The organism is Streptomyces sp. NPDC002324, assembly GCF_053593335.1.
In genome coordinates this window covers 215,440-238,781 of sequence record NZ_JBSFCF010000002.1, presented here as the reverse complement: position 1 = coordinate 238,781, position 23,342 = coordinate 215,440, and the positions used below count along the sequence as shown (strand labels likewise).

Annotated in this window: 20 protein-coding genes; 14 read left to right on the top strand and 6 right to left on the bottom strand. The window is 72.8% G+C overall.

What is annotated here, in order from left to right; genetic code table 11:
- The first annotated feature begins 93 nt into the window (after positions 1 to 93).
- From ACWCRJ_RS04085 to ACWCRJ_RS04065, 5 genes are all read left to right on the top strand, one after another.
- Positions 94 to 4,446, top strand: a complete 4,353-nt coding sequence (locus ACWCRJ_RS04085; protein WP_450937794.1) for a glycoside hydrolase family 38 N-terminal domain-containing protein — start codon at positions 94 to 96, stop codon at positions 4,444 to 4,446.
- On the top strand, positions 4,443 to 5,138 hold the full coding sequence (locus tag ACWCRJ_RS04080; protein ID WP_450937793.1) for a peptidyl-prolyl cis-trans isomerase: 696 nt from the start codon (positions 4,443 to 4,445) through the stop codon (positions 5,136 to 5,138). The genes ACWCRJ_RS04085 and ACWCRJ_RS04080 overlap by 4 nt, the downstream gene beginning before the upstream one ends.
- Before the next feature lie 147 nt (positions 5,139 to 5,285).
- Entirely contained in the window at positions 5,286 to 6,659 is a 1,374-nt protein-coding gene (locus ACWCRJ_RS04075; protein ID WP_450937792.1) for an extracellular solute-binding protein, read from the top strand.
- 2 nt (positions 6,660 to 6,661) lie between these two features.
- Positions 6,662 to 7,678, top strand: coding sequence for a carbohydrate ABC transporter permease (locus ACWCRJ_RS04070; RefSeq protein WP_450937791.1), 1,017 nt, complete (start codon positions 6,662 to 6,664; stop codon positions 7,676 to 7,678).
- Positions 7,675 to 8,574, top strand: a complete 900-nt coding sequence (locus ACWCRJ_RS04065; protein ID WP_450937790.1) for a carbohydrate ABC transporter permease — start codon at positions 7,675 to 7,677, stop codon at positions 8,572 to 8,574. The genes ACWCRJ_RS04070 and ACWCRJ_RS04065 overlap by 4 nt, the downstream gene beginning before the upstream one ends.
- On the opposite strand, the gene ACWCRJ_RS04060 is transcribed toward ACWCRJ_RS04065, so the two are convergent.
- Positions 8,538 to 10,838, bottom strand: a complete 2,301-nt coding sequence (locus ACWCRJ_RS04060) for a glycoside hydrolase family 3 N-terminal domain-containing protein (RefSeq protein WP_450937789.1) — start codon at positions 10,836 to 10,838, stop codon at positions 8,538 to 8,540. The two genes, ACWCRJ_RS04065 and ACWCRJ_RS04060, sit on opposite strands and share 37 nt — an antisense overlap.
- A gap of 323 nt (positions 10,839 to 11,161) precedes the next feature.
- A complete protein-coding gene (locus ACWCRJ_RS04055) occupies positions 11,162 to 12,163 on the bottom strand; it encodes a BadF/BadG/BcrA/BcrD ATPase family protein (RefSeq protein WP_450938146.1) in 1,002 nt (333 codons plus the stop codon).
- Positions 12,164 to 12,299: 136 nt separating this feature from the next.
- Here ACWCRJ_RS04055 and ACWCRJ_RS04050 point away from each other — a divergent pair, with 136 nt between their 5' ends.
- Both ACWCRJ_RS04050 and ACWCRJ_RS04045 read left to right on the top strand, forming a co-directional pair.
- The gene (locus tag ACWCRJ_RS04050) at positions 12,300 to 13,562 is read left to right on the top strand and encodes a glycoside hydrolase 5 family protein (RefSeq protein WP_450938145.1); all 1,263 of its coding nucleotides are present in this window, start codon (positions 12,300 to 12,302) and stop codon (positions 13,560 to 13,562) included.
- Between the two features lie 98 nt (positions 13,563 to 13,660).
- Positions 13,661 to 13,810, top strand: a complete 150-nt coding sequence (locus ACWCRJ_RS04045) for a hypothetical protein (protein ID WP_450937788.1) — start codon at positions 13,661 to 13,663, stop codon at positions 13,808 to 13,810.
- Between the two features lie 81 nt (positions 13,811 to 13,891).
- On the opposite strand, the gene ACWCRJ_RS04040 is transcribed toward ACWCRJ_RS04045, so the two are convergent.
- The 3 genes from ACWCRJ_RS04040 to ACWCRJ_RS04030 form a co-directional block, all read right to left on the bottom strand.
- Positions 13,892 to 15,385, bottom strand: coding sequence for a glycoside hydrolase family 3 N-terminal domain-containing protein (locus tag ACWCRJ_RS04040; RefSeq protein WP_450937787.1), 1,494 nt, complete (start codon positions 15,383 to 15,385; stop codon positions 13,892 to 13,894).
- Between the two features lie 195 nt (positions 15,386 to 15,580).
- Positions 15,581 to 16,255, bottom strand: coding sequence for a DUF6629 family protein (locus ACWCRJ_RS04035; RefSeq protein WP_450937786.1), 675 nt, complete (start codon positions 16,253 to 16,255; stop codon positions 15,581 to 15,583).
- 243 nt (positions 16,256 to 16,498) lie between these two features.
- Positions 16,499 to 16,882, bottom strand: a complete 384-nt coding sequence (locus ACWCRJ_RS04030) for a DoxX family protein (protein WP_450937785.1) — start codon at positions 16,880 to 16,882, stop codon at positions 16,499 to 16,501.
- Between the two features lie 171 nt (positions 16,883 to 17,053).
- Between ACWCRJ_RS04030 and ACWCRJ_RS04025 the strand changes: the two genes are divergently transcribed.
- The 6 genes from ACWCRJ_RS04025 to ACWCRJ_RS04000 all read left to right on the top strand — a co-directional run bounded on the left by ACWCRJ_RS04025 (position 17,054) and on the right by ACWCRJ_RS04000 (position 22,397).
- Complete coding sequence (locus tag ACWCRJ_RS04025) at positions 17,054 to 17,527, top strand: carboxymuconolactone decarboxylase family protein (RefSeq protein ID WP_450937784.1); 474 nt, start codon at positions 17,054 to 17,056, stop codon at positions 17,525 to 17,527.
- A gap of 178 nt (positions 17,528 to 17,705) precedes the next feature.
- The gene (locus ACWCRJ_RS04020; protein ID WP_450937783.1) at positions 17,706 to 18,626 is read left to right on the top strand and encodes an RNA polymerase sigma-70 factor; all 921 of its coding nucleotides are present in this window, start codon (positions 17,706 to 17,708) and stop codon (positions 18,624 to 18,626) included.
- A 155-nt stretch (positions 18,627 to 18,781) separates the two neighbouring features.
- Positions 18,782 to 19,615 (top strand): NAD(P)H-binding protein, encoded by an 834-nt coding sequence (locus ACWCRJ_RS04015; RefSeq protein ID WP_450937782.1) that lies wholly within the window; start codon positions 18,782 to 18,784, stop codon positions 19,613 to 19,615.
- On the top strand, positions 19,612 to 20,280 hold the full coding sequence (locus tag ACWCRJ_RS04010; RefSeq protein WP_450937781.1) for an NAD(P)-dependent oxidoreductase: 669 nt from the start codon (positions 19,612 to 19,614) through the stop codon (positions 20,278 to 20,280). Before ACWCRJ_RS04015 ends, ACWCRJ_RS04010 begins: the two co-directional genes overlap by 4 nt.
- Before the next feature lie 144 nt (positions 20,281 to 20,424).
- Positions 20,425 to 20,937 (top strand): anthrone oxygenase family protein, encoded by a 513-nt coding sequence (locus ACWCRJ_RS04005; protein ID WP_450937780.1) that lies wholly within the window; start codon positions 20,425 to 20,427, stop codon positions 20,935 to 20,937.
- A 338-nt stretch (positions 20,938 to 21,275) separates the two neighbouring features.
- Positions 21,276 to 22,397: an SGNH/GDSL hydrolase family protein gene (locus ACWCRJ_RS04000; RefSeq protein ID WP_450937779.1), complete on the top strand. Its 1,122-nt coding sequence runs from the start codon at positions 21,276 to 21,278 to the stop codon at positions 22,395 to 22,397.
- A gap of 29 nt (positions 22,398 to 22,426) precedes the next feature.
- On the opposite strand, the gene ACWCRJ_RS03995 is transcribed toward ACWCRJ_RS04000, so the two are convergent.
- On the bottom strand, positions 22,427 to 22,948 hold the full coding sequence (locus ACWCRJ_RS03995) for a hypothetical protein (RefSeq protein ID WP_450937778.1): 522 nt from the start codon (positions 22,946 to 22,948) through the stop codon (positions 22,427 to 22,429).
- A gap of 230 nt (positions 22,949 to 23,178) precedes the next feature.
- Here ACWCRJ_RS03995 and ACWCRJ_RS03990 point away from each other — a divergent pair, with 230 nt between their 5' ends.
- Positions 23,179 to 23,313 (top strand): hypothetical protein, encoded by a 135-nt coding sequence (locus ACWCRJ_RS03990; protein WP_450937777.1) that lies wholly within the window; start codon positions 23,179 to 23,181, stop codon positions 23,311 to 23,313.
- Positions 23,314 to 23,342: the final 29 nt, after the last annotated feature.

Genomic DNA, 23,342 nt, shown 5'->3' with positions numbered 1-23,342 from the left:
GCATGGATGAATCAACCAATATTCCGATGCATGGTTGATTGAACCACCCTGCGCTGCCAGGATGAGGCTCCGCCGAGCACTCGTAGGAGCCTCATGCGCGTCATCTCTGCCGAGTCGACCGAGCTCTACGTCGGGACGGAGGACCAGCCGCTCCAGGTGGTCGCCGTGCAGGTCGAGCACACCCCGGGCCGGCCGGTCCGGCTGAGCGTGGAGGGTCCCGACGTCCGCGCCGCCGGGGAGACCGTCGTCGTGGTCGGCGGGGACGGGACCGTACGCGCCGAGATACCGGTGGCCGCCGAGGGCCTCGCGGCCGGCGACCGCCGCGAGATCACCGTCACCGCCGCCGACGGGGACGACGTCGCCCGGCGGACGGCCGGGTTCACGGCCGCCGAGCCCGGCTGGACCATGTTCATGGTCAGCCACTTCCACTACGACCCCGTCTGGTGGAACACCCAGGCCGCCTACACCGAGACCTGGGACGTCGCCGACGACCCGTCCGTCACGGGCCTGCCCGCCCGGACCTTCGACTCGCGCGGGCAGAGCGGCATGAGCCTGGTGCGGGCCCACTGCGACCTGGCCCGGCGCGACCCGGCGTACACCTTCGTGCTCGCCGAGGTGGACTACCTCAAGCCCTACTGGGACTCCTTCCCCGAGGAGCGGGCCTTCCTGCGGCAGCTGATCCGCACCGGCCGCGTCGAGATCATGGGCGGCACCTACAACGAACCCAACACCAACCTCACCGGCGCCGAGGCGACCGTACGCAACGCCCTGTACGGCGACGGCTTCCAGCGCGGGATCATGGGGGCCTCGCCGGAGACCGCCTGGCAGCTGGACGCGTTCGGGCACGACCCGCAGTTCCCGGGGCTGATGGCGGACGCGGGGCTCACGTCGAGTTCCTGGGCGCGCGGTCCGTACCACCAGTGGGGGCCGGCCCTGTCGGTGTTCGGCGAGGAGCCGCGCGATCCGGGGCGGATGCAGTTCCCGGCCGAGTTCAGCTGGATCGCCCCGAGCGGGCGCGGCCTGCTGACTGCGTACATGGTCAACCACTACGGCGCCGGCTGGGCCATCGACAACGCGCCCACGCTCCCCGAGGCCGAAGCCGCCGCGCTCAAGCTCTTCCGGGGGCTGAAGAAGGTCGCGCTCACCCGGAACGTCCTGCTGCCGGTCGGCGGCGACTACGCCCCGCCGTGCCGCTGGGTGATGGGCATCCACCGGGACTGGAACGAGCGGTACGTCTGGCCCCGCTTCGTCAGCGGCGTCCCCCGGGACTTCTTCACCGCCGTACGGGCCGAGCTGGAACGGGAGGGGCGCACGGCGTCCCCGCAGACTCGGGACATGAACCCGGTGTACACCGGCAAGGACGTCTCCTACATCGACACCAAGCAGGCCCAGCGGTACGGCGAGGCGCTGCTCGCCGACGCCGAGGCCTGGGCGACCCTCGCCTCCCTCACCACCGGGCACCCCTACCCGGACGCGGCCCTCGACAAGGCGTGGCGGCAGCTGGTCTACGGCGCCCACCACGACGCCATCACCGGCTCCGAGTCCGACCAGGTGTACATCGACCTGCTCACCGGCTGGCGGGAGCTGTACGACCTGGCCGAAGAGGTGCACGCCGACGTGACCCAGGCCCTCGCCGACCGCGTCGTGCCCCTGCCCGGCGACGGCGCCGACCTGGTCGTCCTCAACCCCGCGACCTGGCAGCGCCGGGACGTGCTGACCGTCGCCGACCCCGGCCGCGTCCCGCTGGACCACACCGGACTGCCGCTGCCGGCCGTGACCGAGGACGGCGAACTCACGGTCGTCGTGCCGGAGGTGCCCGGCATGGGCCTCAAGGCGCTGGCGTTGGCGGAGGGTTCGGTGGCCGGCTGGACGGCCGGCGAGGGCACGACGATCCGCAACGAGTTCTACGAGGTGACCGTCGATCCCGCGCGCGGCGGCGGCGTCAGCGGTCTGCGGGCGCTCACCGAGGCGGGGGCCGGCGGCGAGGGCGGCCGGGAGCTGCTGCGCGCCGGGGACATCGGCAACGAGCTGGTCGTGCAGGAGGAGTACCCGAGACACCCGCGCTTCGGCGAGGGCCCCTGGCACCTCACGCCGACGGGCACCACCGCCGCCCGCAGCCGGGGCGTGACGGCCGACATCGATGTCGAGCACTCGCCGGCCGGCTCCCGCATCACCGTCCGCGCCGATCTGGGCCTGTTCCGGTACACCCAGCGGCTCACGCTCTGGGCGGGCGTCGACCGGCTGGACGTGACGACGACCCTCGACGGCTTCGACGGCGCCGACCGGCTGATCCGGGTGCGCTGGCCCTCGGACGTGCGCGGCGGGCTGCCTGTGCACGAGGTCGCGGACGCGGTGGTCGGGCGCGGTTTCGGTTTCGTGGACGTGGACAGCGAGCGGTTCCCGTGGACCCTGGACAACCCCGCGAACACCTGGTTCGGGCTGGGGTCCACGGCCCGGGTGGCCGTCCACGACGACACCGGCGCACTGCTCGGCCACCGGTCCATCGGCGTCGCCGAGCTGATCTTCGGCGACTGGGACAGCGCCGGTGAACTGGGCACCCCGCTCGCGGCGGCCCTGGTGCGCTCGGGTGTCACGGCCACCTCGACGATCGCGGGCGGCCCCCGCTACGGCGATCTGGAGGTCGACTCCAACCTGCCGGACCTCCGCATCGCGGTCGGCGGACCCGAGCGCAACCCCTTGGTCGCCGAGGCCCTCGGCTGGGATCCGGCCGCCGCCCGGGAACTGCGCCGGCAACTGGCCGCGGACGGCCTGGCGTCGGTGTGGGTGGCCCCCCGCGCCTCCCTGCGCGAGGAGTGGGTGCCGGGCGCCGACCTGCGCGACCTGGAGCGGCTGCCGCTGCTGGTGGTGGCGGGCGCCCGCCCCGAGGACGACGCGAAGGCCGTCGACGCGCTCGTCGCCGACCTGGACGACGCGACCGTACGGGCCACGGCGGCCGGGGGCGGCGAGGCACTGCCGCCGGGCGACGCCTGGGACGGTCGGGGCTTCGCGGTCCTCAACCGGGGCACGCCGGGGTGTGTCGTCACGACCTCGGGCGACCTGTACATGTCGTTGATGCGCTCCTGCACGGGCTGGCCCTCCGGCATCTGGGTCGACCCGCCGCGCCGCACCGCCCCCGACGGCTCCGGCTTCCAGCTCCAGCGCTGGTCGCACACCTTCGCGTACGCGGTCGTCGCGGGGGAGGGCGACTGGCGCGACCTGGGCTGGCCGCGCGCGGGACACGCCTTCAACCATCCGTTCACCGGGCGGCTGCGGGAGCCCGACCACCCGCTCACGGCCCGGCTGCGGGAGCCCGCCGGAGCGCCGGCCGGCCTGCCGAGGACCGTGGCCCTGCTGGCCCTGGAACCCGAAGGCCGGGTGCTGCTGGACGCGTTGAAGCCGGCCGGGTCGCCGCTGGCCCGGGGCGGTACCGCGCCCGTGGACCCGGCGCGCGGGGTCGTCGTTCGGGCGCACGAGGTGGACGGGCGGCCGGTGCGGGCGCGGGTGACGGGGCCGAGGGCGTGGGCCGGGGGCGGCCGGGCGGACGTCCTGGAGCGGCCCGGCGAGGCTCTGGACCCCGGCGCCGACGGGGCGTTGGAGCTGGATCTGACGGGGTTCGAGGTGGCCACGGTGCTGGCCACGCCGGTCGCCGCGGCCCAGGAGACACGGCCCGGCGCCGCCACGCAGGCCACGCGGTGCGGTGGGCCCGGCGTCGGCGCGCGGGAGCCCGCCCAGCCCGTGCACACCCGGTACTGGCTGCACAACTCCGGTCCGGCACCCCGGGGGAACATGCCCGTGGCCGTCCACCTCTCGCCGAACGCGCTGAGCGTCGACGGGCCGGTGACCGCGACGGTCCGTGTCTCCTCCGAGCTGACCGACGCGCCCGTGTCGGGCACGGTGGCCCTGACGGGGCCGCCCGGCTGGAGCGTGGAGCCGGCCCAACTGCCGTACGCGCTCGGCCCCGGCGGTTTCTCGCTCGGCGAGGTCACCGTGACGCCCCCGCCGGACCCGGTGCCCGGCCGCTACGCGCTCGCCGCGCGGCTGACGTACGGCGGGCAGACCTTCGAGGACGTGATCGCGCTCGACGTGCCCGGCGAGGCGGCACAGGGCGAACCCGACGGGCGGACCGGGCCGGGCGTCGTGATGGAACTGGGCGTGGACCGGGTCGAGGTGCGCCGGGGTGAGCGGCTGCGGGTCCGGGTGGGCGTGCGCAACACGACCCGGGGTCCGGTGAGCGGCGCCCTGTGGACGGTCTCGTCCTGGGGCACCTGGGCGGGCGTCGGACCGGGCCTGCAGGGTTTCACCTTGGCGCCCGGTGAGCACGCGGACCGCTTCGTCGAGGTGGACGGCTCGGCGGTGCCTCCGGGGTCGTACTGGCTGATGGTGAAGGCCGGCTGGCACGGGTGCGTGGCGTACTCGGAGGCGGTCGCACTGGAGGTGGGGCCGTGAGGGCGCACCGGGCGCACGACGTCCCCGCACCCCCGGACGGACCCACGGGAGCGGGACACGGCGGGTACGCGCCGCCTGGCGGACCCGCCGCGCTCGTCGGTGGTGAGGCCGTCTCCCGGGACCGGGTCGACGCCGTGCTGGAGGCCGTCCCCGCACGGGACCGGGAGGGCGTGCCGGAGGGACGGGCGCGGGCGGAGCGGCAGCGGCGGCGGTGGGCGACGCAGGTCGTCGTGGCGGACGAGTTGGCCCGGCGGGCCTGCGCCGCGCGGGGGCTCGTGCCGCCCGACGGGGCGCCGGCGCTCGCGGTGGCCGGGGCCGAGGTCGCCGGCCTGGGCAGCATCATCGCGGTGGCGCTCGCCCACTCCCCCGCCGCGCGCACCCTGCTGGCGGCGCTGGAGGCCGAGCAGAGGGTGCCGGAGCAGGCCGTGCGGGACTACTACGACCGCAATCCGGACCGTTTCCTCACGGCGGACGCGCTGCGGCGCGGCGTCGACCCGTACGGCGGGGCGGGGCCGGAGGACTTCCTGCCGTACGACGAGGTCCGTGACGGCGTCGTACGGGAGCTGCGGCGGGCGAGGGGCCGGCAGGCCTTCTTCGACTGGCTGGACCGGGCGCGGGCCGGGGTGGAGTACGCGCCGGGGCACGAGCATCCGGGCGACCCGTCCCACCCCGACCACGAGCACCGGCACTGAGCGGGCCGGTACCGGGTCGCCCTCGTCCCGGAACCGAAAAGCAACACGGTCACCCATTGACCTCCGATGAATTCTGGTCCACCTTTTCATCAATCGGAGTCCAAGTTGGTGATTCAAACCAGCAGCCGACTGATCGCAGGAGGCAACATGCGCGCGAGAAGACTGACCGGATGCGTGGTGGGCGTCGTCGCCCTCACCCTCACCGCCGCCGGCTGCGGCCTGTCGGGCGGCGGCTCCGACAGCGGGGACGCCACCGCCGGCGGCTGCAAGGTGGACAAGGGCAACGTCGGCTCCGGCAAGCTCACCGGGGACGTCAAGGGCACGATCACCTTCCAGACGACGAACCTGAAGAAAGACTTCGGCGACTACTTCAACGGCGTCATCAAGGCCTTCGAGAAGGCCCACCCGGACACCACCGTGAAGTGGGTCGACGACCCGGGCGACGCCACGTTCACCCAGCGCCTGGTCGCGGACGCGCAGGGCTGCACGCTGCCGGACGTGGTGAACATCAACGTGAACACGGCGATCGCGCTCACCAAGAACGGCTACCTCCTCGACCTGGACAAGAAGGCCCCGGACGCCGGCGAGCCGTTCGTGCCCAACCTGTGGAAGTCGAGCATGTACGCCGACTCCACGGGGACGAAGGTGCACAGCGTCCTGCCCTGGTACTCCGGCGGGATCGTGCAGACCTTCAACACCGAGCTGATGAAGAAGGCGGGCCTCGATCCGGCCGAACCTCCGACGACCGTGCTCGGTCTGTTCGAGGACGCCCAGAAGATCGCCGAGGTCTCGGACGGCAAGTACTACGCGTTCCTCGCCAACCCGCAGCTGCGCATCCCGGCCGACTGGCAGCAGATGGGCATCAAGATCCTGTCCCCCGACGGCAAGAAGTTCACCTTCGCCGACGACCCGAGGACCGTGCGGTGGGTCGAGGCCATGACCAAGCTCTACAAGGCCGGCGGCATGCCCCGGGACTCCCTCTCCTCCACCCAGGACCCGGCCAACGTCTACGGCCAGGGCAAGCTGGTCTACGGCCCGACGAACCCCAACTTCCTGCGCTTCATCCAGCAGAACAACCCGAGCGTCTACAAGAAGACCGGTGTCGCCCGCTTCATGCTGGACGACCTGGGCCACACCGTCGGCGCCCCGCAGTACATCGGCGTCGCGTCCACCGGAAAGAACGCGGTGACCGCGCTGTCCTTCGCGCGATTCCTGACCGATGCCCAGAACCAGCTGGAGTGGGCCAAGGACCCCAACGTGGTCATCTTCCCCTCCACCACGGCCTCCCTGGACGACCCGTTCTTCCAGTCGGTCAAGGGTGACGACCCGTTCGCCGAGGCCCGCAAGATCGTCGCGAGCGACCGCAAGACCTCCACCGCCGACGAGATCGCCCTCACCCCCGGTGAGTTGAACGCCATCACGGCCCAGATACAGCTGGCCATGCAGGGCAAGAAGAGCGCCCAGGACGCCCTCGACGAGGCCCAGAAGAAGGCCGACGAGCTGGTCGAGCAGGGCAGCTGAGCATGACCACCCTCTCTCCCCCCACCGAGGAACCGGGGGTCGTGGCCTCCCACGCCCCCCGGCCCGGGGAACCGAGCGGCCGGCGCCGCCTGTCGCGGGCCCTCAGGCCCGGCCCCACCGCCGACGCGGGCGGCGCCGCGCTGTACCGCCGCTGGTGGCTGCCGTGGCTGTGGATGTCACCGGCGATCGTCGGCATCACCGTCTTCGGTCTGTACCCGTTCCTGAACACGCTCCTGCTGTCGTTCACGAACGCCAAACCGCTCGGCGGCGCCGCCTCGTTCGTGGGCCTGGACAACTACACGCGGATGCTGGGCGACTCCGACTTCTGGCTCGCCACCCGCAACAGCGTGCTCTACGCGCTGATCGTGGTCCCGCTCATGGTGCTGCTCCCGCTGATGCTGGCCGTACTGGTGGAGAAGAACCTGCCCGGCATCGGCTTCTTCCGCTCCGCCTTCTACACCCCGGTCCTCGCCTCCAGCGTGGTCGTCGGACTGAGCTGGCAGTGGCTCCTCAGCGACCAGGGCCTGGTCAACACCTGGCTGCAGAAGGCCCACGTCATCCGGTCGGCGATCCCGTTCCTGTCCGACTCCTGGCTGATCCTGCTGTGCGCGATGGGGCTCACGCTGTGGAAGGGCCTCGGCTGGTACATGATCTTCTACCTGGCCGCGCTGGGGAACGTCCCGAAGGAACTGCACGAGGCCGCCGCCGTGGACGGCGCGGGCGCGATCCGCCGCTTCTGGCACGTCACCATGCCCGGCGTGCGCACCTCGATGATGCTGGTCGGCACCCTCACCGGCATCGGCTCGCTGCGGGTGTTCACCGAGATCTACATGCTCGGCGGCGCGACCGGCGGTCCCGGCGGCGCCGACCGCACCCTCCCCTTCTACATCCGGGACGTCGCCCTCGACCCGCTCACCGGCAACGCCGGCTACGGCTCGGCGGTCAGCGTCGCCCTCTTCGTACTCACCCTGGGCCTGACCCTGCTCGCACAGCGCCTGACGAAGGAGGAGGAGTCATGACGACGGCCGTGACGTCCGTGGAACCCTCTCCGGGCAGACGACGGCGCCTGATGCCGCGGTGGCGGGACTACGGCCGGCCGCGCGAACTCATCGTCCGCTACCTGCTGTTGCTGTTCGTCCTCGGCATCACCGTCGGTCCGCTGCTGTGGCAGCTGCTGTCGTCGCTGAAGGGCGTGGGCGAGGACGTGTTCGGCGCCGACGCCTCCCTCTTCCCACGCGACCCGACCCTGCGCGCCTACCGCGAGGTGTTCGACCAGGTCCCCGTGTGGACGTACATCCGCAACAGCATGGTGATCGTCGCACTGTCCGTCACCAGCCAGCTCGTCTTCTCCACGCTCGCCGGTTACATGCTCTCCAAGCCCAGCTGGAAGGGCCGCAAGCTGGTGTGGGTGCTGCTGATGGCGTCCATGATGTTCCCCTTCGAGTCGATCATGGTCTCGCTGTTCCTCAGCGTCCGCGACCTCGGCCTCGTCGACAACCTGGTGGGGGTCTGGCTGCCCGGCTTCGTCGCCGCCATCAACGTCCTGATCATGCGGGCCGCGTTCCTCGCCGTGCCGCGCGAGATCGAGGACGCGGCGATGCTGGACGGGGCGGGCGAGTGGAAGCGGTTCCGGTATCTGTATCTGCCGTCCGCGTGGGGCGCGATCCTCGTCGTCACCATCAACACCTTCATCAGTGCCTGGGACGACTTCCTCTGGCCCCTGATCGTGCTGCGCACCGAGGACCACTTCACGCTGACGCTGGGCCTCGCCCGACTGCAGTCCTCGTCCTTCGGCTACGACCAGCGGATGGTCATGGCGGGCTCGGTGATCTCCGTGGTCCCGGTGCTGGTGCTGTTCGTGATCACGCAACGGTGGTTCTACAAGGGGGTGTCCTCGGGAGCCGTCAAGCTCTGAGGCCGCCCTCCCAAGTCCAGTACCAGCGGTTCGACGGTGAGCGCCGCCCGCGCCGACTCGGCGACGCGGACCTCGACGGCACCGGTCCGCGGGGGCACATCGAAGGGCAGCGACACCGTACGGCGCTCGCCCGGGGCCAGGCCGACACCCTCGAACGCGCACAGTTCGAGGGTGCGCGGCCAGACGGGGGTGATCAGGCGCCGGAGATAGACCTGGACGACCGTACGCCCGTGCCGTCCCCCCGTGTTGGTGACGTCCACCTCGACGCCGGCCCCCGCGAGGCGTGGTGTGCCGTACGCGAAGCTCGTGTACGACAGGCCGTGCCCGAAGGAGTGGAGCGGCTCGGCGCTCTCGTCCGCGTAGGCGCCGTACTCGGTGTCCTTGTGGTTGTAGTGGACCGGGAGCTGGGCCGCCGAGCGGGGCAGGGAGACCGGCAGACGGCCGGCGGGTTCGGCGAGTCCGAGCAGTACCTCGGCGATCGCCTCGCCGCCCCACGGGCCCGGGTACCAGGCGGTGAGCAGCGCGCCCGCCGCCTCGGGCACCACGTGCGGGCGCCCCTGGATCAGGACCACCGCGGTCGGCGTGCCCGTCGCGACGACCGCGTCCAGCAGCGCGTACTGGGCCTCCCCGAGCCGCAGTCCGGCGAGGTCGACGCCCTCTCCGCAGGTCATCTCGGACACGACGGTCCGCGCGGCGCCGTTGGCGTCGAACTCCGTCTCCGGTGTACGGGCACTGCTGCCGCCGAGCACGAGCACGGCCAGGTCGGCCGCGGCGGCCTCGGCGGTCGCGGCCGGGATGCCGGTGCGGTCGGCGCCGGTGAGGGCCGCGCCCCGCGCATGGCGGACGTGCGTGCCGGGCGGGGCGAGGCGGCGCAGGGCGTCGAGGACGCTCACGCCGGTCCCGGGGCGCTGCGGGGCGGTGTAGTCGCCGAGTTGGTGGGCGGTGGTCGCGGCGTGCGGGCCGAGCACGGCGATACGGCGTACCGAGGGGCTGACGGGCAGGGTGTGCGCGTGGTTGTGGAGGAGGGTGACGCAGGCCCGGGCCAGGTCGGTGCTGAGGGCGCGCCCGGTGTGCGTGGGGACAGGCGCGCGCGGGGTCCAGGGGTTCTCGAACAGGCCGAGGCGGAACTTCAGGCGCAGGACACGGGCGACGGCCGCGTCCAGGGCGGCCTCGCCCACCAGCCCCCGTTCCAAGGCCTCCGCCAGGTGGGTGAAGCCCTCGTCCCAGAGGCTGAGGTCGATCCCGGCGTCCAGGGCGAGAGCGCCCGCGGAGGCCTTGTCGCCGGTGATGCGGGCGAGGCGGTCCACGGCCAGTCCGTCCGCCATGACCAGGCCCCGAAAGCCCCAGCGGTCGCGGAGCAGCTCGGTGAGGAGGGCGCGGTTGCCCGAGCAGGGCAGACCGTCGACCTCGTTGTAGGCGGCCATCACGGCGGCCGCGCCGGCGCGGACTCCGGCGCGGGCGGCGGGCAGGTGGATGTCGCGCAGTTCACGCGGGCCGACGTCGGACTCGGCGGAGTTGCGGCCGCCGACGGTGGCGCCCTGGCCGGCGAAGTGCTTGAGGACGACCGGAGCGCGGTCGGGGGCGAAGGGCCCGTCCGCGTCCGGGGTGCCCTGCATCCCCCGCACCAGCGCCCCGGTGAGGCGCGCCGCGAGGTGGGGGTCCTCGCCGAAGCACTCCTCGGTACGGCCCCAGCGCGGGTCCCGGGCGATGTCCAGCGCGGAGACGAGGGCCAGGTGGCCGCCCCGGGCACGGAGTTCGGCGGCGGCGTGCGCGGTGGCCCGCTCGTACAGGGCGGGGTCCCAGGTGGCGCCGACGGCCAGATTGACGGGGAGGACCGTGCCGTCGAGGGCCATGTGACCGTGCGGGACCTCCTCGACGAACAGGGCGGGGATGCGCAGGCGGCTGCGTTCCAGCACGTGCCGCTGGACCAGGTCGGCGAGGTCGGCGCTGTCGTCGGCCCCGGGCCCGTGACCGTGACCGACCCCGGACCAGGCGTCGGCGCGCATCAGACCGTAGAGCGCGCCGAGCCCGGCGAACCGCTCGGTCTCCGCGTGCAGGGCGTCGGTGAGTTCGAAGCCCCCGCCCGGGGTGCGCCGGTAGGCGTCCCAGCCGTACATCCGCTGATTGAGCTGACCGACCTTCTCCCGCCGGGTCATACGGGAGAGCAGGTCGGCGACGCGGGTGTCGAGCGAGGCGGCGGGGTCGAGGTAGCGGGGCTGCGCGGGGGTGCCGGCCGGGACGACCGACGGGTCCTGCGGGGGCATGGGGCGTCCTTGTCGGTGTGGGGGGCGGGGTCGGAGGCGGGGTCGGGGTCGGGGTCGGAGGCAGGGCCGGGGTCAGGGTCGGGTAGCTGGACGGCGGGCCTCTCGGCGGCGGTTCAGGCGCCGGAGGCGTGGGCGAGGCGGGCCAGGGCTACCGCGCCCGGGGAGCCGTCCGAGACCGGGGTGACGGCGAGCCCGTGCGGGGTGGGTCAGGCGTTCGGTCAGCGGGGACGGCGCGGGGGTGGCGGGCGGCTGGTCCTGCGCGGCATCGGGGCGTCCTGTCGGCGTCGGGGAGGCTGCGGAGCCGGGGGCTTGTCGGTGACGGTTCAGGCGCCGGAGGCGTGGGCGAGGCGGGCCAGGGCTACCGCGCCCGGGGAGCCGTCCGAGACCGGGGTGACGGCGAGCCCGTGCGGGGTCAGGTGTTCGGTCAGTGGAGGGAGCAGGGGGCCGTTCGGGGCGAGGAGACCGCCGGTGGCGACCAGGGGTTCGCCCGGGCGGGGGGTCAGGGCGGCGACGGTCTCGGCCAGGTGGTGGGCGGCCTCCCGGAGGATGCCCGCCGCGACGGCGTCCCCGTCGTCGGCGGTCCGCACCACCCCGGGCGTGTGGTCGGCCAGGCGGACGGGTGACCGGTCCATGACGGCGGGCAGCAGCCGGGCGCGGTAGGCCGTGCGCCGCTCGCTGCTCCACGGGACGGCGACGGCGGTTCCGTAGCCCCCCGGGGGCAGGATCTCCGGGGGCAGTCCGAGGTCCCTGCCGACGGAGAGGACGAGGGCGGTGGCCACACCGCGGCCGTCGGCCGCGCGCAGGGCGGCCCGTACGGCCTCTCGGCCGATCCAGAAGCCCCCGCCGTCGTCCCCGAGGAGCCAGCCGTCGCCGCCGGAGGTCGCGGTCGGCACCCGTCCGGTGATCCGGGCCGCGACCGCGCCGGTGCCGGCCACCAGGACCAGCCCGTCGGCGGGGTGACCGGGGGCCGCGGCGAACGTCGTCTCGATGTCGCTGTGGACACCGACCGTCGCGGTGGTGATGCCGAGCCGGCCGAGCGCGGCGGACAGGGCGGCCCCGGCCCGCGCCCGGCCGGGCTCCCCGGCGCCCTGGGCCTGGTGGCCGGCCCCCGCGAAACCGCCCGCCACCGCCACCACGCGCTCCCGCAGCGCGGCGGGCACGGCCCGCGCGACGGCCTCGGCGAGATGGTCGGCGAGCACCGGCCCGGGCACCGTGAGCGCGTTGCCGGGCCCTGCGGCGCCCTCGCCCCGGACTCGCCCGTCACCCAGGTCGGCGAGGACGGCACGGGTCCGGGTGCCACCGGCGTCGAGGCCCACCACGAACATCGGAGCAGTCACGGAAGCCTGGTTGAAATCACTATTCATTGGTCCCCATGGTGGTTGATACATTCGCCCCGGACAAGGTCCGGCAGGGCCGGGATCCGACGGGATCCGACGGGATCCGTCTCGCGAGGAGGACACCATCGACACGCCCACGCCCACGCCCGCCACGCCCGCCCGTCGGTTCGGCGTCAACTACACCCCACGCCGGGGCTGGTTCCACGCCTGGCACGACTTCGATCCCGGGCTCGCCCGCGAGGATCTGGCACAGATCGCGGGGCTGGGCCTGGACCACGTCCGGGTCTTCCACCTCTGGCCCCTGCTCCAGCCCAACCGCGCCCTCGTGCGGGCGTCGGCCGTGGACCAGCTCGTCCGGCTGGTGGACCTGGCGGGAGAGTGTGGCCTGGACGTCCTGGTGGACGGCGTCCAGGGGCATCTGTCCAGCTTCGACTTCTACCCCGAGTGGACCCGCAGCTGGCACCACCGCAACGTCTTCACCGATCCCGGGGCGATCGAGGCCCAGGCACTGCTGCTGCGCACCCTCGGCCGTGCCCTCTCCGGCCACCCCCACCTCATCGGCCTGCAGCTCGGCAACGAACTGAACAACATGGTCGAGCACAACCCGGTGTCCGTGGCCGAGGTCGACCACTACCTGGACACCCTGCTGGCCGCCGCGCGCGACGGGCTCGGCGAGGGCCGCGGCCTGGTCACGCACTCGGCGTACGACGCCGCCTGGTACGGCGACGACCACCCCTTCACCCCCGAGGCCTCGGCCCGCAAGGGCGACCTGACCACCGTCCACCCCTGGGTCTTCTCCGCCGACTGCGCCCGCCGCTACGGGCCCCGCTCACCCCAGGTGCGCCATCTCGCCGAGTACGGCACCGAGCTGGCGGCCGCGTACGCCACCGACCCGGCCCGCCCGGTCTGGGTCCAGGAGACCGGCGCCCCCGAGCCGCACATCCCGGCTGCCGACGCCCCCGACTTCGCCCGCGCGACCCTCCTGAACGCGGCCGGCTGCGCCCGCCTGTGGGGCGTCACCTGGTGGTGCTCGCACGACGTGGACCGCTCCCTGGCCGATTTCCCCGAACTGGAGTACACACTCGGTCTGTTCGACTCCAGGGGCCGTCCCAAGCCGATCGCGGACGCCCTGTCCACGACGGTCGCGGAGATCCACGCCGCCGCCGTCCCACCGGCTCCGCGTACGAGGGCGCTGGTGCTCGACTGCACGCCGTCCACCCGCTCGGTCTCGGGCCCCGGCGGCGCCTTCTTCGACGCCTGGATGCGCGCACGGCAGGAGGGCGCCCACCCGGCGATCGTCCTGGCGGAGCACGCGGGGGACACGGCGTACCTCGCGACGAGGGGGATCACGGAACTGCTCGACGCAGGGGGTGAGAGCACGTCATAGGCTCAAGCCCTCATGGAGACCTTACGGAACCGGCTGCGGCCGCCGGCCGTGGCGGCGGAACGGCCACCGCGCCGAGCCTGCGCCGGCGGGCCCCGCTGGTGGCGCTCGCCGGGGTCGCCGCCCGCTACGGCGTGGCCCTGACCACAGGAGCCTCGAACACGGTCCAACTGCTCCTCGTCGTGGGCGACTTGGTGGCCGTGTACGCGGTGGGGAGCAGACCCGTGCCCGGCAGCTGGTCGACGCGCTGACCAGCACCTCCGGCCCCTCCAGCACACCCGGCACACCCGGCGCCTGCGACACTCCCGGCACCCGACAGGGTGGAAGGGCCCTCAGAACGTCCGCCCCGACAGCACCTCGGCCGCCGCCCGCAGATTCACCCGCCCCCGTCCGAGCGCGGCGACCGCCCCGCCCTCCTCCGGCAACCCTGTCGAGACGACCAGTGCGTCCGCTCGCGCCGCCAGCAGGGCGTCCCTCAGGCGTCCCTGCCAGGGGTGCAGCTCCGCATCGCACACGGCGACGACCAGCGGACGCCCCTCGGCGGCCCGCAGCACCTCCCCCACGACGGCCGCGGGGTCGTCCGGGGCCCCCGCCACCGCCGTCCCCGTGACGGTCGGGTCGAGGGTGCGGACCTCGGTCAGGAGGTCCTCGCCGCCCCAGTTGAGGGCGGGGTGCGGGGGCGGGAAACAGTCGACGACATGGGCGCCGGGCACCGGCCGCGGCAACGGACCCCCGCGTCGTACGGCCCGTCGCGCCGCCACGAGCCCGGCGTCCGCGTCCCACGCGGCCACGGCACCCGGCCGGAACGGCACCGCGTACCGCAGCGCGAGCCGCCGCACCCGTGCCGCCGCCTCGGTGGCCCGCTCCTCGGCGAGGTCACCCGTGCGCAGGGCGTCGAGCACGGCGTCCCGGCAGGCGAGCGTGACCTCCAGGTCCGGTACGGCGACGATGACCTGGTCCGCTCCGGCGGCGAGTGCGAGGCGGGCGCCGGCGGCCTCGCCGTAGCGGTCGGCGATGGCCCTCATCTCCAGCGCGTCGCTGACGAGGACGCCGTCGAAGCCGAGTTCGCCGCGCAGCAGCTCGGTGAGGATGCGCGGGCTGAGGGTGGCGGGCCGGTCGGGGTCGAGGGCCGGGAAGACGACATGCGCGCTCATCAGCATGGGCACGCCCGCGTCGACGGCGGCCCGGAAGGGTGCGAGGTCGAGCCCGTCGTACGGCCGTGGGTCGACGGCCGCCTCGTGGTGGCTGTCGGTGACCGTACCGCCGTGACCGGGGAAATGCTTGGCACAGGACGCCATGCCGCGTGCCTCGGTGGCCTCGATCCAGGCGCGCAGGTGCCGGGAGACCAGCTCCGGGTCGCCGCCGAAGGCGCGGGTGCGCACGATCGGGTTCTCGGGCCGGCTCTGGACGTCGGCGACGGGGGCGTAGGAGACGGTGATGCCGAGCGAGAGCAGATGCCCGGCCAGGGCGTCGGCGCAGGCGGCGGTCAGCGTCGGGTCGTCGGCGACTCCGAGTGCCCACGAGCCCGGCACCTCGGGGGCGTCCGCGGCCACGAGGTGTCCGATGCCGCCACCCTCGTTGTCGATGGCGATCAGCAGGTCCGGCCGCAACGTCCGCAATGTGCCGGTGAGTTCGCGCACCTGGTCGGCGTCGCGGATGTTGCGGGTGAACAGGATGACCCCGCCCAGTCCGCGGTCGATGAGCCGTTTCAGGGTGTCGGGGACGATCGTCGTACCGTCGAAGCCCGCGACGAGGCAGCGGTGGGCTGCCTCGTCGAGGGCCGCGGGGAGAACCGGGCCGAGCGGCCCGGCGGCGGTGTGTGTCACCTCCGAAATCCTCTGGCTGAACCAGCCGAAAGTCAACAGATGAGTGGATGATTGATTCACCATCTCTGGAGTGCAAGGTGGGGCGGGCTGCCGCGGCATGGGCCGGACCGTTCGCCGATCCTGGTGGCGGAAGCGTCGGTGTCGTGGTGGAGGCCTGCCGCTGAAGCCGCGCGGACTCGATCGTCCCGCGCGGACTCAGTCGCCCCGCGCAGACCGCCGATGCTCCGCGGCCGCATACCGGGCCGGTGGAGAGGAAGGCCTCCGGCGCCGGGCCCGCACCCAGCCGAGGAGCACCACCGAGCACAGGGCGGCGGCCGCGCACCAGGTCGAGACGAACTCCAGCCGCCACAGGGCCCAGCAGACCGAGGCACCGACGGCGGCCAGGATCCCGAGCACCGTGAGGCGCCGGTCTCCGGAGAGGAGCAGGGAGCCGACGGTCGCGAGGAGGTAGCCCGTGACGAGGAGCACCGGGTGGGAGAGGGCGACCGTGTAGCCGACGGTGTGGCCCCGGATCTCGGCCGTCACCGGGCCGGTGACGAGGCCGCGGCCGAGCAGCGCGGCGGTCGCGACGCCGACGGCGAGGAGCACGACGAGCCGGGTGCGGGCGTAGGGCGGGGCCGCGCACAACACGCCGGCGGGCACCCAGACGGCCAGCAGCGGCAGTGCGATGACGGCCCAGGCGACGGTGGCCGCTCCGCTTCCCCCGCCCGAGGACCAGACCACCGCCTCCACGATCTGGTGCGCCCCCAGCAGCAACGGCAGCGCGGCGAGCGGCAGGTCCCGCGCGCTGCGCACCAGCGCCACACAGGCCGCCCCGACAGCCGCGACACCGGCACCCGCCACGAGATCGGCCGTCGCACTCCAGCACATCGCGCCACCATCGGTCGACTGTCCCTCATCAGCGCGGCCACGGTACGTCGCTCCCGCCGGAGGTTCGCGGGACGACACGGGCGTCAGGAGGGTCACCGAACCACGGTGCCGAGGGAACGGGGGAAGGGGGAAGCCGGGAGCCGGGGCAGGGGAGCCGGAGAGCCTGCGAGGAGCGCCCTACGACAGTACGTACCACCTGGAGTGTGCCTGGCACTTCGGCGCTCGACTGATATGCGCCGGTGGTCAGCCGGTGAAGGACTCGGGGCCGAAACGGCCCCATGCGACGGAGGCGGCCAGGGCGAGGTAGATCAGGTCGCCGGCGATCGTGGCCTTCTCGCCACGGCGCAGACGCATGGTGACCGCGCAGGCGAACAGCAGAACAAGTCCGGTGGCGGCCAGCGGCACCAGCACCGGCGCGATGTCGAGCACCGCGGGCAGAATCAGGCCGACCGCAGCCAGCAGCTCGACGGCGCCGATGGCCTTGAGAGCGCCGGGGCTGAACTCCAGGACCCACTGCGCAGAGGAGCCCATCGCGGCCAGCTTCTCCTGCGGCACGAACATCTTGGAGCTGCCCACCAGGCAGACAGCGGCGAGCACCCCAGCGATGATCCACAGCGCGACGTTCATCATCAACTCCCTGATCGAGGACTTCCGTACCCGAGACGAGGCAGCGACTCGGCCTGTGACATGCCCGAACCCAGACAGCGGAGAGACGTGGGTCACACCGTTCCGTGTCACAGGAGTGAGGGCCGCCTCGTCTTGGAGGTGAAGGCATCGACGAACATGGAGGAGCACACGATGGACGCGCGATTGAACTACTTCGCCAACCCGGCCGCCGGCAAGGCCCTCAAGTACTTCATGTCGGTGGGCCGGGAGCTGAAGGAATCGCCGCTGCCGGCCACGACGCAGGAGTTGGTGGCGCTGCGCGTGAGCCAGATCAATGGCTGCGCGGTCTGCATCGACATGCACACCAAGGAAGCCGCCGCGGCCGGCGAGACCCCGGTGCGGCTGAACCTGATCGCGGCCTGGCGGGAAGCGACGGTCTTCACCGCGGCCGAGCGCGCCGCACTGGAGCTGGCGGAGCAGGGAACCCGGGTCGCGGACGCGGCCACCGGGGTCAGCGACGACGTGTGGGCCCGCGCCGCTCAGCACTACGACGAGGAGCAGCTCACGGCCCTCGTGCTGCTGGTCTCGTTCATGAACACGGTGAACCGGCTGAACATCATCACCCAGCAGCCGGCCGGCGACTACCAGGTCGGCCAGTTCCACTGAACCACCACCGCACCCTGGCCCGGGTCAGGCCCGCCGGGGCCAGGACGCCGTGGTCAAGGAGGGCAGGGCGGTCGCGGCACGAGCGTTGTCTGCTCCGTCCACACATCGAATGATCTTCGAAGGATGCCTCGCCGGCGCGGGTCCGGCCGGGCACACAGACCACAAAGGGGGAGTCGGCATGGGCAAGGTCGAGGAGTTCGAGGAACTGCGGCCACTGCTGTTCTCGATCGCGTACCGGATCCTGGGCAGCGTGGGCGAGTCGGAGGACGCGGTGCAGGAGACCTGGCTCCGCTACGACGCCTCGACCACCCGGCCCGTGTCGGCCAAGGCGTTCTTGTCAGCCACGGTGACCCGGATTGCCATCGACGTGCTGCGCTCCGCCCGGGTGCGGCGGGAGGAGTACGTCGGACCGTGGCTCCCCGAGCCGCTGCTGGACGATCCGTACCAGGACCCGGCCCGCGCGGCGGAGCTGGCCGACTCGGTGTCGATAGCGGCGCTGCTGCTACTGGAGCGGCTCAGTCCGCTGGAGCGGTCGGTGTTCGTGCTGCGGGAGGTCTTCGCCTTCGGCTTCGCCGAGATCGCCGCCGCGGTGGGGCGCTCGGAGGCGGCGTGCCGGCAGCTGCTCGTACGGGCACGCCGCCACATGCACGAGGGACGGCCCCGGTTCGAAGCGGACCGCCAGGAGCGGCAGGAGCTGGCGAGGCGGTTCTTCGAGGCACTGACGCAGGGAGACGTGGACGGACTGCAGAATCTGCTGTCCGCCGACGTCCAGCTCATCGGGGACGGCGGCGGCAAGGCACCGCAGCTGGCCAGGGCCGTCGCCGGTGCCGAGAACGTGGCCAGGCTGCTCGCCACCGTCTACCCGCTCATGGCCCGGATCGACATCACGTTCGAACCGCACGAGGTCAACGGCCAGCCGGGCGCGCTCTTCCGTGACCGCGACGGCAAGATCCTCCACATCCTCGCCCTCGACACGCTCGACGGGCAGATCCAGACGATCCGCGCGGTCATCAACCCCGACAAGCTCAGCCACCTCGGCCCGGTCGCCGACGCCTGGGCCGTCGACCAGGAAGTGAAGCAGACCCGTAAAAGCCAGTGATCTCCCGACCAGCCCGACAGGGCAGGACCGGAGGTTTCGGTGCCGCATGCCAAGGGTCCTGGCGCACGGCTCGTCCGTGACGGCTTCCCGCGACACGAACCGCGATCACCCACCGCGCAAGATCGATTATCGACACACCCACTGGGGGTTCAGTCATGATCCTGATCACCGGGGCCACCGGCGTCGTCGGCCGGGAAACCGTCCGCCTCCTGGTCGAGGGGGGAGCGGAGATCGCCGCTGTCACCCGTGACCCGCACGCCGAATTCCCCGCGGGAACACAGCTCGTCCACCCCGCGAAGGTTCCCACCATCGACGGCGTGGAGGCCATCCTGCTCAGTCCGCGTGCCGCCGGAACCATTGCTGTCGACCTGGTGGCCCGTGCCCGCGAGACGGGCGCGGCAAGGGTGGTCGTGCTGTCCGCCGTGACCGTGCAGTACCCGGCCGGGCACGCACGCTTCCGGCGACAGTTCCACGCGGCTGAGGACGTCGCCAAGGAGAGCGGCCTGGACTGGACGATCCTGCGCTGCGCCGATTTCGCCGCCAACACCCTGGCCTGGGCCGGGCAGATCCAGGCGACCGGGACCGTGCGGGGGGCGTACCCGCACGCGAGGACCTCGACCGTCGACGAGCGTGACATCGCCGCGGTGGCCGCCCTCGCTCTCACCCACCCGCAGCACCGCGGTCGGACGTACGTGCTCACCGGAGAGCAGTCGCTGAGCCAGCCGGAGAAGGTCGCCGCGCTCGGCGCGGCGCTCGACCGGACACTGTCGTTCGCCGAGGCCGCACCGGACGAGATCCGCCGCGGCATGCTCGCCGCCGGCCTGCCCGACGAGGTGCCCGACCGGCTGCTCGGCTCGTTGGCCGACTACGCCCGCGAAGCCGGGCCCACCACCGACACCGTGCGGCGGCTGCTGGGCCGCCCGGCACGCACGTACGCCACCTGGGCGCACGACCACCGTGCCGCCTTCACCGCAGGAGGACCCCGATGAGACTCACGATCGTTGCCGCCACCGGCGGTATCGGACGGCACCTGGTCGAGCAGGCGGTGGCCGGCGGGCATGACGTCACCGCCGTGGCCCGCCGCCCACGTGAGCTGCCGGGCGGCGTCCGGACGGTCGCCGTCGACCTCACCAGACCCGACATGCGGACGCTCGCCGCGGCGGTACGCGGCGCCGACGCCGTACTGTCCGCGCTCGGCCCGCGAAACCCGCGCACGGACGCGGGCATCACCTCGCGTGGCACCCGGGCGATCGTCGCGGCGATGCAGGCCGAGCACGTCCGGCGGATCATCATCGTCAGCGCCGCACCCGTCGGACCGGTGCCGGTGCCAGGCCGGCCGACGCCACCCAGGCACGATCCCGGTGACGGCTTCTTCATGCGCCACCTGGGAGTCCCGTTGACCCGGGCGATGTTCGGCCGGCACTACGCCGACCTCGCCGTGACCGAGCAGACCCTGCGCGACAGCGGACTGCAATGGACGGTGTCGCGCCCGCCCAAGCTCACCGACAAGCCCCTGACCGGCACGTACCGGACCGCGTGGAACCGCAACATCCGGGGCGGGTTCTCCGTGCCACGCGCCGACGTCGCCCACCACATGCTCGCGATGGTGAACCAGCCGGACACCATCGAGCAGGTCGTAGGAATCGCGAACTGACGCGTACCGGCCACACACACGACCCGGGCTGCGAGTGAGAAAGCGGGCGACGACCCGCGACGGTGACCAACAGTCAAGAAGACGCCTCGGCCGTCCCGCCCGCCCCTTCGCCGCCCGGGTCACCCATCCCGAAAGAGCGTGATCATGACGAAGTACGCCCGTTTCGTCAGCCTCGTATGCGCGGGACTGTTCGCCGGTTTCCTCACGTCAGTCCTCGTCCTGGAACTCTCACTGCGCGGCTTCGACAGCACCGTCTACACCCAGGTCCGGCTGGTCGAACTCGACTCCCTCGACAAACTCGCCGTCGTCACACTCCTGCCGGCCCTGATCGCCACAGCGGTACTGGCTTGCCAGACCTACCGAACAAGCACCCGATGGCCGACCGTGGCCGCACTCGCCCTCCTGGTCCTCGTTCTCGGCCTCACGCTCACCGTCAACCTGCCCATCAACTCCGATCAACTTCTCTGGAACGCCCAGTCCCCGCCCTCCAACTGGACCGACGTACGGGACCGCTGGCAGATCGCCCACGCCGTCCGGACGGTAGCCGCGGTCCTCGCCTTCGCGGCCCTCGCCTTTGCAACGCCGTTGCCTCGTACACGTCGTTCAAGCCCGCCGAACACCTCGGCGCGGACAATCCGCCGAGGACCGCGCCGGTGACTGCCGGAGTTCGTCGAACACTTCGACACCCACCACGTCCAGCTCCCCTCCCAGGCCGACCTCCTCCGGCAGGCCGTCAGCGAGAACTCGGCTCCGGGCCGACTGCGCCACGAACTGGCGGCGGCCCGCCGACGCCGAGGCCACTGAGAAAGAGGCGGCAGCGGCAGCTCATGATGCGCGTGCGCGTTGCGGATGTCGCCGTAAGGGGTTGACGACCGTGCGTGTGACGGCCACCTTCGATAGCGCGTCACCCTGGGAGCGCTCCCACTCCCTCCGCGCCCCTACGCCCCCCTACGCACCCCCACGCGCACCCCCACCCGTCTGTCGAAGGGACGACCATGCAGACACCCCGCCCGTTACCCCGACGGACGTTGATCGCGGCCTGCGCCGCCGGTCTCGTCGCCACCGTCGCACCCGCCGCCCGGGCCGCCGGGACACGGGCGGACGCCCGGTTCCACACGGTCGGCCGGGTCGAACGGGCCGCGGACGGGACCGTGTCGTACAGCTGGCCCGGCGTCTCCTTCGAGGGGAGGTTCCACGGGACCGGGGTCGGGGTCGTCCTCGACGACGCCGACAACGACTACGACGTCCAGGTCGACGGGGCGACCGTGACCACCCTCGTCACCCCGGGCCGGACGGTCTCCTGGATCGACGGCCTGGCCGACGGCGGACACCGGGTGCGGGTCGTGAAGCGGACCGAGAGCCCGTGGGCGGCCGGCCGCTTCGGCGGTTTCGTCGCGGCGCCCGGTGGCGCGATTCTCGCGAGACCCCGGGCGCGCGACAGGCAGATCGAATTCATCGGCGACTCCTACACCGCCGGTTACGGCAATATCTCCACCACCCAGGACTGTTCCGGAAACGGCGGGGTCAACCGGAACAGCAACGCGGATCTCGCTTTCGGCGCGCTGACGGCGCGGAAGCTGGACGCCGATTTCCAGATCAACGCCTTCTCCGGCCGGGGAATGGTCCGCAACTACAACGGCGGTGAGCCCGGGACCGACTTCCGCACCTACTACGACCGGGCCCTGCTGAACGTCGAGGGGGATGTCTGGCGGAAGCCGGACAGCTGGCGTCCACGCGTCGTCGTGATCGGACTCGGAATCAACGACTTCTCCACGCCCCTCAATCCCGGTGAACGCTGGAGCACGACGGCCGACCTGGTCACCGCCTATGAGAGCGCCTACCACGGGTTCCTCGACAAGCTGCGCGCCCGGTACGGGCGTGGGACGTTCCTCGTGGTGTCCGCCGCCCGCCTCTGGAACACCACCGCGTTCGCGGAGGCCACCCTGCGGATCGTCGAGGAGCGGGTGCGGCGGGGTGACCGCCGGGTCAGCCACTGGTACTACGACGATCCCGGCCTCGATCACCTGGGCTGCGACTGGCATCCCTCGCTGCACGACCACCGGATCGTCTCCGGCCTCCTGGACGACCATCTCGCGGGGCTGCCGCTGCGCTGGTGACGAGGCCGCCGCCGGTGTCCCGTGCGGGCTCAGGCCGTCAGGGCCTGCCCCGGCCGCAGCGTGTGGAGCAGGCCGGCGTGGTGCAGCGTCGCGACGGGGGCGAGCAGGTCGGGGTGGCGCAGGAGCGCGGCGGCCCGCCGGTCGAGTACGTCGGGGCTGAGGAGGCGGCGGTACGCGGCGGGCGAACCGGCCGAGTGGAGGGAGTCGGCAAGAGCGGCCACGGCGGCACGGGCCAGCTCGGGGTCGGCGAGCAGACAGGCCGCCCAGCTGGCCACGACCTCGTCCACCCACGTCCGCCAGGCGTACTCCTCGGGTGTCAGGTCCTCGTCGAAGCCGGTGATCCAGTCGAGCCGCGCCGTGCCGCCCGGACCGGCGACACCGACGAGCGCGGCGTCCATCGGTGTCGGATAGCGGAGCCGGGCGGCCACGGTGACGGCCTGTCGGGCCTGCGCCTCGCAGAGCGCGCCGTCGAGGGCTCCGCCGCCCGCCGGATAGGCGCGCGTCAGCCATTGGGTGGTCGCCGCGATGAGCGGGGAGAGGTCTGCGAGCACTCTGGGCCATCCGTGGGTACTGGGGAACGCGTGGCACAACGTAGTCGCGCGCCGTCCCCCCGGAAATGGCGCAGGCCACGGAATGGACGTGTCCTGGACCACATCCCCTTGGCGCACTGACTCACCGACGCCGATACGACGCGTTCGGGGCCGCGAGGGTTTCACTGACCCCCATAGAGGTCCAGACCGGCACACGGTGGCCCTGGGCGCGCGGGTGAGGAGCGACGGACATGGCTGACTCGCCCCGGCCCGCCCCCATCCGGCGACCTCCACCAAGCCCCCGGGCCAACAAGATCCTCGCGCCGGGCCCCGGTCTCGTCGACCGGGTGCGTGACGCGTTGAGCGGCCGGGGCAGGAAGTCCTGAGAGTCCTGAGAGTCCTGAGCGAACCGCGA

What these genes read in the sequence shown, in the direction of transcription:
- ACWCRJ_RS04085 (WP_450937794.1), top strand. Translation starts at nt 94, where the DNA reads ATGCGCGTCATCTCTGCCGAGTCGACCGAGCTCTACGTCGGGACGGAG.
- ACWCRJ_RS04075 (WP_450937792.1), top strand. Translation starts at nt 5,286, where the DNA reads ATGCGCGCGAGAAGACTGACCGGATGCGTGGTGGGCGTCGTCGCCCTC.
- ACWCRJ_RS04070 (WP_450937791.1), top strand. Translation starts at nt 6,662, where the DNA reads ATGACCACCCTCTCTCCCCCCACCGAGGAACCGGGGGTCGTGGCCTCC.
- ACWCRJ_RS04065 (WP_450937790.1), top strand. Translation starts at nt 7,675, where the DNA reads ATGACGACGGCCGTGACGTCCGTGGAACCCTCTCCGGGCAGACGACGG.
- ACWCRJ_RS04060 (WP_450937789.1), bottom strand. Translation starts at nt 10,838, where the DNA reads ATGCCCCCGCAGGACCCGTCGGTCGTCCCGGCCGGCACCCCCGCGCAG.
- ACWCRJ_RS04055 (WP_450938146.1), bottom strand. Translation starts at nt 12,163, where the DNA reads ATGTTCGTGGTGGGCCTCGACGCCGGTGGCACCCGGACCCGTGCCGTC.
- ACWCRJ_RS04035 (WP_450937786.1), bottom strand. Translation starts at nt 16,255, where the DNA reads ATGTGCTGGAGTGCGACGGCCGATCTCGTGGCGGGTGCCGGTGTCGCG.
- ACWCRJ_RS04030 (WP_450937785.1), bottom strand. Translation starts at nt 16,882, where the DNA reads ATGAACGTCGCGCTGTGGATCATCGCTGGGGTGCTCGCCGCTGTCTGC.
- ACWCRJ_RS04025 (WP_450937784.1), top strand. Translation starts at nt 17,054, where the DNA reads ATGGACGCGCGATTGAACTACTTCGCCAACCCGGCCGCCGGCAAGGCC.
- ACWCRJ_RS04020 (WP_450937783.1), top strand. Translation starts at nt 17,706, where the DNA reads ATGGGCAAGGTCGAGGAGTTCGAGGAACTGCGGCCACTGCTGTTCTCG.
- ACWCRJ_RS04015 (WP_450937782.1), top strand. Translation starts at nt 18,782, where the DNA reads ATGATCCTGATCACCGGGGCCACCGGCGTCGTCGGCCGGGAAACCGTC.
- ACWCRJ_RS04010 (WP_450937781.1), top strand. Translation starts at nt 19,612, where the DNA reads ATGAGACTCACGATCGTTGCCGCCACCGGCGGTATCGGACGGCACCTG.
- ACWCRJ_RS04005 (WP_450937780.1), top strand. Translation starts at nt 20,425, where the DNA reads ATGACGAAGTACGCCCGTTTCGTCAGCCTCGTATGCGCGGGACTGTTC.
- ACWCRJ_RS04000 (WP_450937779.1), top strand. Translation starts at nt 21,276, where the DNA reads ATGCAGACACCCCGCCCGTTACCCCGACGGACGTTGATCGCGGCCTGC.
- ACWCRJ_RS03990 (WP_450937777.1), top strand. Translation starts at nt 23,179, where the DNA reads ATGGCTGACTCGCCCCGGCCCGCCCCCATCCGGCGACCTCCACCAAGC.